The sequence below is a fragment of the Shewanella fidelis ATCC BAA-318 genome, assembly GCF_000518605.1.
Lineage (GTDB): Bacteria > Pseudomonadota > Gammaproteobacteria > Enterobacterales > Shewanellaceae > Shewanella > Shewanella fidelis.
Genome location: NZ_JADX01000020.1, coordinates 13,658 through 28,045, shown reverse-complemented (window position 1 = coordinate 28,045; position 14,388 = coordinate 13,658). Strand labels below are relative to the sequence as shown.

The window sequence follows — 14,388 nt, the reverse complement described above, 5'->3', positions numbered from 1 at the left end:
TCTTAATCGACTTGCTTAATCATTAAGCTTTAGCACTGCTAAGAAGGCTTCTTGTGGTACTTCAACGTTACCCACTTGCTTCATGCGCTTCTTACCTTCTTTTTGCTTGTTCAACAGTTTCTTCTTACGAGAAACGTCACCACCATAACACTTAGCAGTTACGTCTTTACGCATAGCTTTAATCGATGAACGAGCAATAATCTGGCTACCAACGGCTGCCTGTACTGCAATATCAAACATCTGGCGCGGAATAAGTTCTTTCATCTTATTCACCAGTGCTAGACCTTTAGTACGGATCAAACCTTTATGAATAATCATAGCTAACGCGTCAACTCTGTCACCGTTAATTAAGATATCCAAACGCACCATATCTGCAGGTTCAAAACGAACAAAGTTATATTCAAGCGAAGCATAACCACGACTAGTTGACTTCAGACGGTCAAAGAAGTCCATGACAACTTCAGCCATAGGCAATTCGTAAGTTAGTGCCACTTGGTTACCGTGGTAAACCAAGTTCGTCTGCACACCACGCTTCTCAATACACAGTGTTATAACGTTACCTAGATATTCTTTTGGTACTAGAATATTCGTTTCAACGATAGGCTCACGCATCTCTGCAATATTATTAACTGCTGGCAAATCCGATGGATTATCTACATAGATAACATCGCCATTAGTTTTAACGATTTCATATACTACCGTTGGTGCGGTAGTAATAAGCTCAAGGTTATATTCACGCTCTAAACGCTCTTGGATGATCTCCATGTGGAGTAAGCCCAAGAAACCGATACGGAAACCAAAACCAAGTGCTGAAGATGTTTCAGGTTCAAAGAATAACGAAGCATCGTTTAAGCTTAGTTTATTCAGTGCTTCACGGAAGCTTTCATAATCATCAGTAGAAATTGGGAATACGCCCGCGTAAACCTGCGGCTTAACACGCTTAAAGCCAGGTAATGGCTCTGGAGCACCATGCTTTGCGTGAGTTAACGTATCACCAACTGGCGCGCCGTGGATCTCTTTGATACCCGCAATAACAAAACCTACTTCACCTGTCTTTAGCTCAGCTCTATCTGTTTGTTTTGGCGTAAAGATACCAACGCGATCTGCGTTATGTGTCTGTCCGGTAGACATGACTTTAAACTTGTCGCCTTTTTTCAGTACGCCATTTTTAATACGTACCAAAGACACAACGCCCAAGTAGCTGTCGAACCAAGAGTCGATAATTAGTGCTTGTAAAGGTGCTTCAGGATCACCCTCTGGTGGTGGAATTTGATCCACAATCACTTCTAGCACATCTTTAATGCCAACACCTGTTTTTGCTGAACAACGAACTGCGTCTGTCGCTTCGATGCCAACGATATCTTCAATCTCTTCTGCTACACGGTCAGGATCGGCTTGAGGTAGGTCGATCTTGTTTAGAACCGGCACTACGTCCATGTCCATTTCAAGCGCTGTGTAACAGTTTGCTAATGTTTGTGCTTCCACGCCTTGGCCAGCATCAACAACTAAAAGCGCACCTTCACATGCTGCTAGTGAACGCGATACTTCATAAGAGAAGTCAACATGGCCAGGAGTATCAATAAAGTTTAACTGGTAAGTTTCACCATCATCGGCTTTATAGTCCAATGTAACGCTTTGTGCTTTAATCGTAATACCACGTTCGCGTTCAATATCCATTGAATCAAGAACTTGTGCAGCCATTTCACGATCGGTTAAGCCACCGCATTCTTGAATAAGGCGATCTGATAGTGTTGATTTGCCGTGGTCAATATGGGCAATAATCGAAAAGTTTCTAATATGCTTCATTATGCTGGGATGACTTAACTCGAAGTTGATAAAAATTTTAAAGTGCAGAATTGTACCTGATTGCAGCTTTAATACCAATTTTTATAATGTCAAAGCATGGAATTAATCTGCAAAGGACGATGGTTTTAACTAATGGGCGATTTCTATTGGCTTACCGAGAGATTTAATAATAATCGGCTGGGCTTGTTCCTCTAATTTTTTGGCGGCTTTTTTACCCAGTTTCCAAAATAGAAAACCGCCGAGTATGCCACCGGAAATAGCGCAAAGGTCTGAGTTAACATCAGCTAGGTTTGCGCTCAAATTGCCCAGTAAAGCGCCAATAAAAAAACCCAACAATGGCAAGATATAAACCAAAGTGGCCGCTTTTAAAATTACACTTTCAGGCAAACCTAACTTTAACCGCTCACCCTTTACGAACTGTTGATCACTCTGAATTGAAAAACGCTGCACTTTGGGAGAAAACGCTTTTGAAACTGCAGACGTGCCACAAGACTCACTAGTGTCACAGTGGTTACAGGCACTTTTCATTTCAACTTCAACAACAACCCAGCCAGAGTTGCCATTTGCAACAACTCTAGCAATTTCTTCCATCATGATTAAACCTTACTTATTGCAACATGATGCTTTTAGCAATGCGACTTAGTGTCTCTGCAGGTACCTTACCTACAGCAACGACTTCGGCATTACCAACACGCTCCGTAGCAAGCGATAAGCCGTTACGGGTGACAAGCTCTTCTGGCAATGGAGCCTCACCGGCTTTAGCAACATAAACTGAAATATTAGCTAAGCCATCGCTTATGGCAATGTATTCGACAGCTTCTTTGCTACCAATAAGCCGATGTTGATCTTTAATCAGCACCTTAAAACCTGCAGGTAGCCAGCTAAATTGCCAGTCTTCACCACTGTCTCTGTCTGATTGTGACATTACAGCGGGCCACTCTTGTTTGTAAGCTTCTTTTAGAATCGCTGGCACTTCATCAAGTACGATGAGCTCCACAACTAAAAGTTGCTCAAGCAGTTGTTTATCAACACTTATCATGTCAAAACGAAGCGGTAAGTAGGTATCCATATCCAACCAAACTTGATAGCCGTAACGATTGGTATCCGTCGGAATAATACGTACTAACTGCCCAGGACGCCCCGCAATACGGCTACGACCGCCAAGCACAAATTGGTAGCCTTGCTCTAGCTTTGACACATCATCAGCAAGTGCTGCAGGGATAACCCCTTGGATTCTGCTTGAGTGAACACTATAAGCAGGTTGATCATGTTCAATAAAGGTAACTGTATTTCCTACTCTTACTGCATTTTTAGGCGGACCATTAAGGTGCTCTAAAAAAGCGACTTCTTCGTCGTTCACTTTACCGTGGATATAGACCAACGGCCGAATATGATCAGCTTGAAGTTGGATAAGGGATATTTTAAATTCTTGTTCTCGCAGGGCTTGGCTCATATTTTCTAGCCAAGCTTTGGCGGGCATGTCTTCCCGCGCTATCGCGGGAAAACTCATGGCTAAGATAGCCAATAGGATTAGACGCAAGCTAACTCCTCATTATTGAGCAACAGGTGTAGTATCGACCTCGCTATTGTCGTCGATATTCACTCCATTATTCAATCTTTGTTGCAACATATGATCTTGAATATATGCATTAATACGACGACGTTGGTCTGCTACTTGATCATTTGTATAGCTTTGGTTTTGCTGTACCGCGCCAGTTTGAAGACTAACAGGTGAAGCACTACCAATTAATGGTCGCGTATTAAGCACTGGTAAAGGCGAACTTTCAACTAAGGTTTCTTGGTTGTAGTTTTGCACACCAATTACAGCAACAAGCGCTACCGACGCGGCAATGGCATACTGACCAAACTGCTTAAACAGCGGAATAACGTTGCTGGTTTTCTTAACAACAGGCTCATTAATATCTTCAACCACTTCAACTACTGGTTGAGGTGGGAGCATTGCAGGCTCTTGTTCGATAGCCGCCATAATGCTAGCACTTAGATCCAAAGACATTGTCTTTGGTAACTCACCGCGCATGGCATCACCAATTAAATGATAATCACGCCACTGCTCATGTGAATCTGCGTCAGCTGCTAATTCAGCTAACGTGTGCTCGTCAACTTCACCATCAACGGCAGCAGATACCCATTCCTGACCTAACTTATCCATTTTTCACCTATCTTTAATTAAGATGCTAGCGTTCTAGCAACGGCTTAAGCTTCTTATCGATTGCTTCTCGTGCCCGGAAAATACGTGATCTTACCGTGCCGACGGGGCAATCCATGACATTGGCAATCTCTTCGTAACTCATACCATCAAGTTCGCGAAGCGAAATAGCCATCTTCAATTCTTCTGGTAATGTGTCTAAGGTGTCAAAAACAACCTTTTGAATCTCATCGGACAGTACCAACCGCTCAGGGGAGGCAAACTCCTTTAAAGCGTCACTACCGTCATAATATTCAGCTTCTTCAGCATCGACATCATTTGCAGGAGCACGACGCCCCTGAGCTACCAGATGGTTTTTTGCAGTATTGACTGCTATTCGGTACAACCAAGTATAAAACGCACTTTCACCTCTGAAGTTTGGTAATGCTCGGTATGCTTTAATAAAAGCTTCCTGAGCAACATCAGCAACGTCTGCTTGATTTCGCACATAGCGCGATATCAGGTTAGCGACCTTGTTTTGGTATTTTTGTACCAAAAGGTTAAAAGCGTTTTTGTCTCCACGCTGTACGCGCTCAACTAACTGTTGATCACTTATTTGTCCACTCATCCGAGCCGACTACTCCTAAATCTAATACTGATTTCTCAGCCGCTCGAATCATATTCACTTATGTAGACTAGCGAGTTTCAAAAAAGTTCTAAAAAATTTGCAAAGATCGTAAATTCTTTTTACTCAGGCTTTGATTTTTTTATATGCGACCGATGAAAGTATCCATAAGCGGCGTCATGGTTTACCATAGTCGGACTTCCTGATAACTCTATGATACCTGATGAAACAAGTAGTTGAACACCAATCTGATGTTTTGGTTATCGGTAGCGGTGCTGCCGGTCTCACTTTAGCTTTGCATCTTGCTGAAAAATCAAAAGTTATTCTGCTTTCAAAAGGCCCTCTAAGCGAAGGCTCTACTTACTATGCTCAAGGTGGAATTGCCTCAGTCTTCGATGAAGAAGATACAATCGAGTCCCATGTTGCTGACACTTTAGTGGCTGGCGCCGGCCTATGCGACGAACCTGTAGTCAAATTTACAGCCGAAAATGCCAAAGCAGCTATGCAGTGGCTTATAACCTGTGGTGTTGCTTTTGATAAAGAAGAAACTCCTCCTGGCAGCACTGCTGAAGCACCTTACCACTTAACCCGTGAAGGCGGCCATAGCCATCGCCGTATTCTTCATGCTGCTGACGCAACCGGTAAAGAAGTACAAGTAACGTTGCAAGATCAGGCGCGAAATCATCCAAATATTACCGTACTTGAACGATATAATGCGATTGATTTAATTACTACTAGAAAATTAAACCGACCGGGTAACCGTGTTCAAGGTGCTTATATTTGGAATCGTGACGCCGAGCATGTTGAAACAGTTAGAGCGCGCTTTGTTGCGTTAGCAACAGGTGGTAGTTCAAAGGTCTATCAATATACTTCTAACCCAGATATCGCATCGGGTGATGGTATAGCAATGGCTTGGCGTTCAGGCTGTCGCGTTGCAAACATGGAATTTAACCAGTTCCATCCAACCTGTTTATATCACGCAGATGCACGTAACTTTTTACTGACTGAGGCATTAAGAGGCGAAGGTGCTTATTTACGTCGACCTGACGGCACGCGTTTTATGCCCGAGTTTGATGAACGTGCAGAGCTTGCCCCACGTGATATTGTTGCTCGTGCAATCGATTATGAAATGAAACGTTTAGGCTCTGATTGTGTTTACCTAGACATTACTCACAAACCTGCCGATTTTATTATTAAGCATTTCCCAACTATCTATAAGCGCTGTTTAGAGTTAGGGATTGATATCACCAAAGATCCTATCCCTGTTGTACCTGCTGCTCACTATACCTGCGGTGGCGTCATGACAGATCTTCATGGACAAACCGATCTCAATGGACTGTACGCCATAGGTGAAGTCGCTTATACCGGTTTACATGGTGCAAACCGATTAGCAAGTAACTCACTATTAGAATGTTTGGTATTTGCTCGCGCTGCTGCTGAAGATATTGAAAGCCAGCTCAATAAGATCCCTATGCCTGGCTCAATACCTGCTTGGGATGAGAGCCAAGTATCTAACTCTGATGAAGAGGTTGTTATTGCCCACAACTGGCATGAGCTACGCTTATTTATGTGGGACTATGTCGGTATTGTGCGTTCAGACAAACGCTTAGAACGAGCGCTGAGACGCTGTGCTATGCTGCAACAAGAGATCCAAGAGTATTACAGTAACTTTAGAGTAAGTAATAACTTACTTGAGCTCCGTAATCTGGTGCAAGTGGCAGAACTGATTATACGCTGCGCAATGGAACGTAAAGAAAGCCGGGGCTTACACTATAACATCGATCATCCACACAAAGATGAGTCGCCTAAACCAACAATTTTGCAGCCAGACTAAACACATTACTTAATGCCGCGCGCTTGTGCGGCTAACTGCAAAAGACGACATAAATGACGGTAGTTTATGTCGTCTAACATATCAGCCCACACCACAACTCGCTTTGTCTCATGCTGTAATTGAATATCAAACATTAAGGCAAATGGGGTGATAAATGGCTTATTGATGACAATAAAATTTCCAGCTTGTTCAAGCTTTCCACTACCATCACTCCTTACTATAAAGCTACAGTGCCAATAACGTAACGCTATAAATTGCTTAATAAAAAAAGCAATACACACGCAGGCAATTAAGTACTTAACTAATAAGTAAAAAGTATTTTCAATATATGGCCAAATAAGGAAAGAGCTTAAACAAACGGCACACATGATGGCCAGCGATAACCGCTGACCATTAGAAGAGACTAGATTAAAACTATGCTGCTGGACGTCCACGTACGCGAATAATCATCTCAGCGAAATCAGGATCTTGACAGACTTCATGCCCCATAAACCAAGCAAATAGTTCAGGATCTTCACACTCAAGCAAACGCGTAAATATCAGCTTATCTTGCAGTGACATAGACTCATAGTGCTCCTCAACAAATGGTTGAAATAACACATCTAGCTCAAGCATCCCTCTGCGACACGCCCACTTTACTCTAGGTAACTTCATCGGCTCTTGACTTGATTCAGGCACTGTAAACGCTCCAGATATTATAAATTATTATAGCCGCACTAGTTTATCAGCAGCTCGGTCTTTATGTCGACATACATAAACCCAACAGTACATGAAACCTGTATGTATTACTTACCTACATCTCTCAGCTCAAGCTGCTGCACAGTTAGATCTTTTCCAGCAAATAATTCAGTAAAATCAGTTTCTAGCAATCGTTTTACCGCTGGATGCTGGATCATTCTTTCAGCAAACATCACATGGTATACCTCTTTTACTTCTGAGGTTTCCCCTAACAAAGTCATACCATGAGATAGAATATCTTGCTTATAAATAGAAGGAGCAACAAAAATACCCTGTTTGAAGAAACCAAAAGATTTCATCATCGCGGCATCATCGAACTCTCCTAAAATACTGACGTTTAGTGCTTTCTCATCAAACCAGCGAGCCAATTGTTGCCCTAGAGAACTGCGCCTTCCGGGGATCAGTAACTTACCTTGCTCTAAGCATGCAGGAAATGGTTTAGAGTATGTTTCGGCCGAAAAGAAGGCGATACCAGATTCCCCTAGCTGCTTCGATAAAATCTCTGGGTATTTCAGACTCTCACCAGCACAATCAGATAAAATCATATCCAGTTTGTGCTCACGCAATCGAGTCATTAAGTCTTCGTGGGTCGACTCATAGCAAGCAAGATGCATTGAACCATCGCTTGGCACTACCGTTAACAATACGCGACTGGTTAATGCTTTAGAAAGTGCAGCAGCGATACCAACTTCAAATAGGATGTTTTCATCTTTTTGATAGTTCAACAAATCAAGCATTTCATAGCTTAAGCTAAACATTTTGTCTGCATAGCGAAATACTAGTTCGCCGAGTTCTGTTGGCTCTAATGACCTACCAACCCGTTTAAACAAGCTGCCTTTTAACGTTGATTCAAGTACACGGATCTGCCCTGTGACTGTTTGTGGAGTCAAACATAAGGCTTCTGCAGCTTTAGCAACCGTACCTTTTTTCTGAATCATCCAAAAGTAATAGAGGTGGTTATAGTTTAAATTAGCCATGACAAACACTACTGTATAAATAAAAGAGGCAACTAAAATAGTTGCCTCAATAAATGATTTAGATGCTATTTAAGACGCTGGCAATCCAGTAAACCAGACATTGCCGTCGTTAAGTCATCAGTTGTGTTAATCTCGTTAGCCGAGAACGCCTCAGCTAACCCTGCAACCAATGCATCTCTGTTGGGTAAGTTATCTTCACAAAATGTTCTATTCGCTTCTTGAAAACGCTTACCACCACGATACTTTAATGCACGCGACTCATAACCGTCACTTTCTAGTCGCTGACCAACTGCGGCGCCCTTATACATTAATGCTCCATCAACAACGCCTTCAAGATAATTTTGGCATTCGATACTGTTGATGTTCTTATTACACAGCTCAATTTGTGTTGCCGATGCGGCTGAAGTAAAGCCCAAAGCAACAACTAATGCGAATAATTTTACTCTCATGCTTTCTCTCCTTTTTCAGGTAGCACCTTAGACAACCAGAAATAACCAATGAGTGCCGATGCTAGTGATCCTAATAAAATCCCTAATCTTGCATAGTCGCCATACATTTGCCCTTCACCAACAAAGGCTAAAGACGAAATAAACATAGACATAGTGAAACCAATACCACACATAACTGCTACGGGTGTAATGTGTCTCCAGCCCATTCCTTCAGGTAAAACAGCAAGCTTTAATTTCACAGCAATAAAGCTAAATAACAGGATACCTAGTGGCTTACCAAGCAATAGTCCAAGTGCAATACCAATAGGAACCGGAGACAACAATGAACCTAAGCTCATACCACTTAAATCAACACCTGCGTTTGCAAAAGCAAAAATAGGTAAAATGATAAAGGTACTCCATGGGTGTAGGCTGTGTTCCAAGCTTTCTGACGGTGATGAACCATCTTTAGCTCGCAATGGAATACAGAATGCGATAATCACACCAGCCAAGGTTGCATGTACACCTGACTTCAGTACTGCAATCCATAAAATCATACCGATGACGCCATAAGGGCCTAAAGCTGTTACCCCTTTTAGGTTCAATCCGATTAAACCAAGGATTGCCAACGCAGCTACGATCAAACTAATAGTCGAAAGATCTGTACTGTAGAAAAGAGCAATAATAACAACTACGCCTAAATCATCGATAATCGCCAGCGCTAACAAAAACACTTTTAATGCAACAGGAACGCGACTACCTAATAACGCCATAATACCTAAAGCAAATGCGATATCAGTTGCAGCTGGGATCGCCCAACCAACTTGAGTAATAGGATCTGCATAGTTAAAAATTAAATAAATAGCAGCAGGGAAAACCATACCACCAATAGCCGCAAACGTTGGCAAAGATGCTTGCTCACGACTTGATAAGGCACCTTCAAGCAGTTCACGCTTTACTTCTAAACCGATAAGCATGAAGAAAATCGCCATCAGTCCGTCGTTAATCCAATGGATTAAGGTTTTGTCGATATCTAAGCTACCAAGTCTGACTTGCATTTCTGTTTCCAGAAACCCTTGGTACACACCTGATAAAGGTGAGTTTGCAAAAATCATTGCTATGACAACAGAGATCATCAATAAGATGCCGCCTGCTGATTCTTGGCTTAGAAAGTTTCTAATTGCCCGTTCCATTAATACGCTCCATAAAATCTTAATACTTCGAGTGTAGCTGAATACAATCAAACTAAATAATCGTTTGCTTCAGCTATAAACCTCGGAATATCCGAAGTATCAAATTTAGTCCCAGTATGAATAAATATCAAACCTAAATAGAATAATCACGCTTTATAAATCCACAATAACAATAAAGTGCTGACGATCACACTTTTTTAGGAAGTAAAATGGTCATCTATATTACAAGTTCATTATTCACACAAAATAACAATTACTAAAACATAATTTTGACGACTCGAAAATAACGAGTGTTCGCTCAATAATTCAGCATTACAGACTGAATTAAAACTTAACCCAAGCTTAAACCACTAAGATATAGAGCAATTTTTAGAGGGGGTGTTTGGCAGGTATTATTGGAATGACTGTAAAACAGCGCTACTAGTGTTAATACTTTATTAAAGTAGAAAACTCGCCATTAGGCGAGCTTCCTGAAATATTTAGCTAGTAGAATTACACAGAAAATGGATAACTAATCGCTTCATGGTGCTCATAGCCAACCACTTCAAAATCGTCGATAGTAACCCAAGTCTCAAGATCTTCTAATGATTTAATCTTCGGGTTTATCACTAGCTTCGGCGAAGAAAATGGCTTACGAGTGAGTTGAACCGTTTGCATGAGCTCTAACTGATCCTCATAAATATGAGCATTAACAATTTTATGGAAGGCCTTTCCGGCTTTTAAGCCCGTAATTTGCGCAACCAACGCAAGCAAAGTAAACACTTGAACTTGATTAAAGTTAAGCCCTAGCGGAACATCACAAGAGCGTTGGAAGCTAGTTAAGTGCAAAGTGTCACCGACTAGTGAAAAGTTATGAGTGTGCATACAAGGTCTTAAGCAGCCCATGTGAAACTCGCCTGGGTTATAAAAGCTTAGAATTTCACCACGGTCATCGATGCCTTGAGACAAGTCATCAATGATTTTACGTAACTGGTCTACAGTGCCACCGTCAGGCTTACTCCAGCTACGACCTTGAACACCGTAAACACGCCCCATATCATCAACACCTTTACGGTGAGGGTTATTAAGCCAAGCATCGTTATCATTAGCATTGGCATTCCATGTATTACAACCGATTTTGCGAAAATCTGCTGCATTATCATAGCCACGTATGTAGCCTAGTAACTCAGCTATCGCTGCTTTATAGAAACTCTTGCGCGTAGTAATCAGTGGGAATTCATTATTATCGACATGATAGATCAAATCAGCATTAATGACGGTTAGGCAACGTTTACCTGTGCGGCTATTTTCAACCCATGTGCCCTCATCAATTATTCGCTGACAAAGATCTAAATATTGTTTCATGATTATCTACCTATAAAAAAGTCGTTGAGCAATGCCCAATAAAAAATGATCTACTTTGCCAGTATCAAACCAGCTTAAGATTAGTAAAACACCAGCTTCAAGCCCACCAATGTTAGAAATATAGCGAAGGCTTTTTTTAATTTAGTTGTGGGTAATGTTGTTGCCGCCCTTGCCCCAACAGGTGCCATTAACATAGAAGTTGTGACAATGCCAATTAATGCAGGTAAATAGATGTAGCCCAAGGTCCACTCAGGTAATCCAGCAGTACCCCAACCTGCAAGGGTATAACCAATGCTACCAAATAGCGCGATCAATAGACCTGTTGCAGCAGAAAAACCAACAGCGTAACGCATTTGTAAGCCACACCAAGTCAAAAATGGTACTAATAATACACCGCCGCCAATCCCCATCAGAGCTGCAATTATGGCGATCAGTGTTGCGGCAATAAATAAGCTAATCGGTGATGGCAGATCTCGGCTTGACTCAGCTTTAAATGGAAAGGCCATTTGCAGCGCCATTAAAATAACAAAAACAGCAAAAATTTGCTGGAGAAATTTAGCTTCGATCAACTCAGAAATATATCCAGAACATAGGGCACCAAGTACAAACCCCGGCATCATTGCTCTAAAAAGCGACCAAGGAATATTGCCACGTTTATGATGTGCTCTTGCAGAGGACAACGAAGTTAAAATAATAGCAGCGAGAGAAGTTGCGATAGCAACATGTGGCAGCTTTTCAGCTGTTACTCCAACCTGAGGTAAGATATGCATTAGTGCAGGTACCGCTATAAGGCCACCCCCAATGCCTAATAGCCCGGCCATAAAGCCGATAGCAGCGCCTAACGTTAAGCAGATGCACAATATATATAACCAGCTTTCCACACGCTTTCCCCTATTGTTATTATCGGCTTAGTTTAAAGCAGTACCGGATCAGAAAATAGGGTTAGCGATAAGGTTTGTTATGTTCAAGCTTATAACGTCAAAACTTGCGGATCATGTAAGCCTGTTTTTATTGGGCTGAAGCAAATTGAAAGCAAATATAAATTTGGTTAACTAATCACACTTAACAAACCTTTTTGCTCACAATAGTCGGTAACGGCACTGCGCACATCTTCAGCGCAATTAAGTTTCAACACCTGTTGCAGTAATTGTTGTAACTCATGCTGCGACACTCGGCGCAGTAGATAGTTAACCCGTGCCAAACTGGCTTGGTTCATGCTTAATTGATCATATCCCATAGCGACTAGCAAAATTGCTCCGATAGGCTCACCGGCAAGCTCACCGCACACACTTATTGGCAGTTTATATTCCTTACAGCGCTCAACAGCAAACTTCAGCGCCCTAAGCACTCCAGGGTGCAAGCTATCAAATAGTGAGCTCACACTTGGGTTATTACGATCCACAGCAAGTAAATATTGGGTTAAATCATTTGAGCCCACGGAGACAAAGTCAACCCGTTCAGCGACTTCATCAAGTTGGTACAAAAGCACTGGCACTTCAAGCATGATACCAACTTTAGGCATAGTAACCTGCCTCCCCAGTTCAGCAGTTAACTCTTGGCAAGCTTGTTCTAAGTAAATAAGGGATAGATCTATCTCTTCTAGATTACTAACCATCGGCAATAAAATATGTAGCTGATCAGTATCAATAGCAGCCTGTAACATCGCTCTTAATTGAATTAGAAATAACTCCGGATGATCTAGGGATAATCGAATACCACGCCAACCTAAAAAAGGGTTATCTTCAACAATGGGAAAGTAATCCAATGGCTTGTCGCCACCCACATCAAGAGTACGCATCACTACAGGCTTATTGCCCGCTGCCTTTAGCACTTTACGGTATATTTCAAGTTGCTCTATCTCTCCAGGGAAACACTGCTTGAGCATAAATAAGATTTCAGTGCGATAAAGCCCTATGCCGTCAGAGTCACTGCCAGTTTCTGAGTCAACGCTACTTAATAAACCACTGTTAATATAGAGATAAATACGCTTCTGATCTAAAGTGATAGTTTGCAACGCAAGCTCAGCGGCATATTGCCTTTGCTGCTCTTGTTGTGCAGCTAACAAACTCTGATATTCAAATAACACCAAAGCCGACGGCTCAGTGATAACTTGGCCACGATTAGCATTTATTATGATCTGTGACTTTTCAATATTGGCGCTTAAAATCCCGTTAACACCAATTATCGCTGGCACTCCCATTGCTCGCGCTAAAATAGCGGCATGAGAGTTTACCCCGCCAAACTCGGTTACAATCCCTGCTAACTTTTGCCTTGGAAATTCCGCAAGCAATGAAGTGCTTGCCTCTTTAGCAATTAAAATAACCGGGGTTTCTGGCTCTAAAAAGATTTTGTTAGGCTCAATAAGCTGCCTTAGTACTCGCTGACCCAGATCACGAATGTCATTAGCACGCTCTTTGAGATATAGATCGGCCATTGCACCGAATCGTTCAATATACTGCTTAGATACCCGACAAACCGCAGTTTCAGCACACCAGCCTGCACGTACCTCTTTAATGTATTCGCCACCAAGGCTCGCATCTTCCAGTAATAGCAATAATGCTTTAAAGATGGACGCGGCCTCTTCATCTTTTTCACGATCAAAACGCTGAGATAAGCTGATTAAAGTGTCTTTACAGTGGCTCATTGCAGCTTGTAATCGCAACTCTTCCTCTTTAGTTGAGTTAGCTTTTAGCTCTAGCAAATCAAAGGATAATTGACCACCTAGCACCAATGCTTGGGCGATAGCTATCCCTTTCGAAGCCTGTTTACCTGTATAGTAGCGCTGCTGCAAGCCACCCACAGACTGTATTTTGTTAGTTAACCCTTTAATGGCAACAGCAAGCTGAGCGGCCAAGGTCATTAAAAAGGCTTCTTCACCTTCACTAAATTGTCTGGCCTGCATCTGCTGAACGACTAAAACGCCGATAACCGTCTTTTGATAGACGATAGGAACTGCAAGAAATGCGTTATAAGCTTCTTCAGCAACTTCTGGTAACAGCTTAAATCTTGGGTGAGATGGCGCATCTGCGAGGTTGATTGACTCTTCACGTTGAGCCACAAGGCCAACCAAGCCTTGAGTGATAGGTAAACTGGTTGAGTTGACTGCGGACTGTGCTAGTCCGTCAGTAGCAGAAAGGATCAGTTGTTGCTCCTCTATTATATAGATAGAGCAACACTCTGTAGCCATAGCTTGTTTAGTTTGCGTTACCAGCAGCGCTAAAGCCGAACTTAAGTCGCGCTTGGGCAACTGCTTGGGTGATATCTCTAAGTGTTTTAAGCACTAACGCAAACCTCATC

At 42.1% G+C, this 14,388-nt stretch carries 13 protein-coding genes and 1 pseudogene; 1 reads left to right on the top strand and 13 read right to left on the bottom strand.

Annotation, left to right across the window (positions count from 1 at the left end):
- Window positions 1–15 precede the first annotated feature (15 nt).
- The 5 genes from lepA to rpoE all read right to left on the bottom strand — a co-directional run bounded on the left by lepA (window position 16) and on the right by rpoE (window position 4,580).
- Window positions 16–1,806, bottom strand: coding sequence for a translation elongation factor 4 (gene lepA / locus L884_RS0110505; protein ID WP_028767471.1), 1,791 nt, complete (start codon window positions 1,804–1,806; stop codon window positions 16–18).
- A gap of 129 nt (window positions 1,807–1,935) precedes the next feature.
- Window positions 1,936–2,400: a SoxR reducing system RseC family protein gene (locus tag L884_RS0110500; protein ID WP_028767470.1), complete on the bottom strand. Its 465-nt coding sequence runs from the start codon at window positions 2,398–2,400 to the stop codon at window positions 1,936–1,938.
- A 13-nt stretch (window positions 2,401–2,413) separates the two neighbouring features.
- The gene (locus L884_RS0110495) at window positions 2,414–3,346 is read right to left on the bottom strand and encodes a MucB/RseB C-terminal domain-containing protein (protein ID WP_028767469.1); all 933 of its coding nucleotides are present in this window, start codon (window positions 3,344–3,346) and stop codon (window positions 2,414–2,416) included.
- Between the two features lie 12 nt (window positions 3,347–3,358).
- Entirely contained in the window at window positions 3,359–3,976 is a 618-nt protein-coding gene (locus L884_RS0110490; protein ID WP_028767468.1) for a sigma-E factor negative regulatory protein, read from the bottom strand.
- Between the two features lie 25 nt (window positions 3,977–4,001).
- Window positions 4,002–4,580: an RNA polymerase sigma factor RpoE gene (gene rpoE, locus L884_RS0110485; protein ID WP_028767467.1), complete on the bottom strand. Its 579-nt coding sequence runs from the start codon at window positions 4,578–4,580 to the stop codon at window positions 4,002–4,004.
- 220 nt (window positions 4,581–4,800) lie between these two features.
- Between rpoE and nadB the strand changes: the two genes are divergently transcribed.
- Window positions 4,801–6,411, top strand: a complete 1,611-nt coding sequence (gene nadB, locus L884_RS0110480) for an L-aspartate oxidase (protein WP_028767466.1) — start codon at window positions 4,801–4,803, stop codon at window positions 6,409–6,411.
- Window positions 6,412–6,416: 5 nt separating this feature from the next.
- Here the strand turns inward: nadB and L884_RS0110475 are convergent, their stop codons facing one another.
- From L884_RS0110475 to ptsP, 8 genes and pseudogenes are all read right to left on the bottom strand, one after another.
- The gene (locus tag L884_RS0110475) at window positions 6,417–6,845 is read right to left on the bottom strand and encodes a protein YgfX (protein ID WP_028767465.1); all 429 of its coding nucleotides are present in this window, start codon (window positions 6,843–6,845) and stop codon (window positions 6,417–6,419) included.
- Window positions 6,826–7,065, bottom strand: coding sequence for an FAD assembly factor SdhE (locus tag L884_RS0110470; RefSeq protein ID WP_028767464.1), 240 nt, complete (start codon window positions 7,063–7,065; stop codon window positions 6,826–6,828). The genes L884_RS0110475 and L884_RS0110470 overlap by 20 nt, the downstream gene beginning before the upstream one ends.
- Window positions 7,066–7,196: 131 nt before the next feature.
- On the bottom strand, window positions 7,197–8,126 hold the full coding sequence (gene nhaR, locus L884_RS0110465; protein ID WP_028767463.1) for a transcriptional activator NhaR: 930 nt from the start codon (window positions 8,124–8,126) through the stop codon (window positions 7,197–7,199).
- Window positions 8,127–8,191: 65 nt separating this feature from the next.
- Window positions 8,192–8,575: a hypothetical protein gene (locus tag L884_RS0110460; RefSeq protein WP_028767462.1), complete on the bottom strand. Its 384-nt coding sequence runs from the start codon at window positions 8,573–8,575 to the stop codon at window positions 8,192–8,194.
- Window positions 8,572–9,747 (bottom strand): Na+/H+ antiporter NhaA, encoded by a 1,176-nt coding sequence (nhaA, locus tag L884_RS0110455; RefSeq protein ID WP_028767461.1) that lies wholly within the window; start codon window positions 9,745–9,747, stop codon window positions 8,572–8,574. The genes L884_RS0110460 and nhaA overlap by 4 nt, the downstream gene beginning before the upstream one ends.
- Window positions 9,748–10,239: 492 nt before the next feature.
- Window positions 10,240–11,091 carry a thymidylate synthase gene (locus L884_RS0110450; RefSeq protein WP_028767460.1) on the bottom strand — a complete coding sequence of 284 codons (852 nt, stop codon included), beginning with the start codon at window positions 11,089–11,091 and terminating at the stop codon, window positions 10,240–10,242.
- Between the two features lie 80 nt (window positions 11,092–11,171).
- Complete coding sequence (locus L884_RS0110445; RefSeq protein WP_028767459.1) at window positions 11,172–11,972, bottom strand: sulfite exporter TauE/SafE family protein; 801 nt, start codon at window positions 11,970–11,972, stop codon at window positions 11,172–11,174.
- Between the two features lie 167 nt (window positions 11,973–12,139).
- A pseudogene (gene ptsP, locus L884_RS21955) lies at window positions 12,140–14,372 on the bottom strand (phosphoenolpyruvate--protein phosphotransferase).
- Window positions 14,373–14,388 lie beyond the last annotated feature (16 nt).

What these genes read in the sequence shown, in the direction of transcription:
- lepA (WP_028767471.1), bottom strand. Translation starts at nt 1,806, where the DNA reads ATGAAGCATATTAGAAACTTTTCGATTATTGCCCATATTGACCACGGC.
- L884_RS0110500 (WP_028767470.1), bottom strand. Translation starts at nt 2,400, where the DNA reads ATGATGGAAGAAATTGCTAGAGTTGTTGCAAATGGCAACTCTGGCTGG.
- L884_RS0110490 (WP_028767468.1), bottom strand. Translation starts at nt 3,976, where the DNA reads ATGGATAAGTTAGGTCAGGAATGGGTATCTGCTGCCGTTGATGGTGAA.
- rpoE (WP_028767467.1), bottom strand. Translation starts at nt 4,580, where the DNA reads ATGAGTGGACAAATAAGTGATCAACAGTTAGTTGAGCGCGTACAGCGT.
- nadB (WP_028767466.1), top strand. Translation starts at nt 4,801, where the DNA reads ATGAAACAAGTAGTTGAACACCAATCTGATGTTTTGGTTATCGGTAGC.
- L884_RS0110470 (WP_028767464.1), bottom strand. Translation starts at nt 7,065, where the DNA reads ATGAAGTTACCTAGAGTAAAGTGGGCGTGTCGCAGAGGGATGCTTGAG.
- nhaR (WP_028767463.1), bottom strand. Translation starts at nt 8,126, where the DNA reads ATGGCTAATTTAAACTATAACCACCTCTATTACTTTTGGATGATTCAG.
- L884_RS0110460 (WP_028767462.1), bottom strand. Translation starts at nt 8,575, where the DNA reads ATGAGAGTAAAATTATTCGCATTAGTTGTTGCTTTGGGCTTTACTTCA.
- nhaA (WP_028767461.1), bottom strand. Translation starts at nt 9,747, where the DNA reads ATGGAACGGGCAATTAGAAACTTTCTAAGCCAAGAATCAGCAGGCGGC.
- L884_RS0110450 (WP_028767460.1), bottom strand. Translation starts at nt 11,091, where the DNA reads ATGAAACAATATTTAGATCTTTGTCAGCGAATAATTGATGAGGGCACA.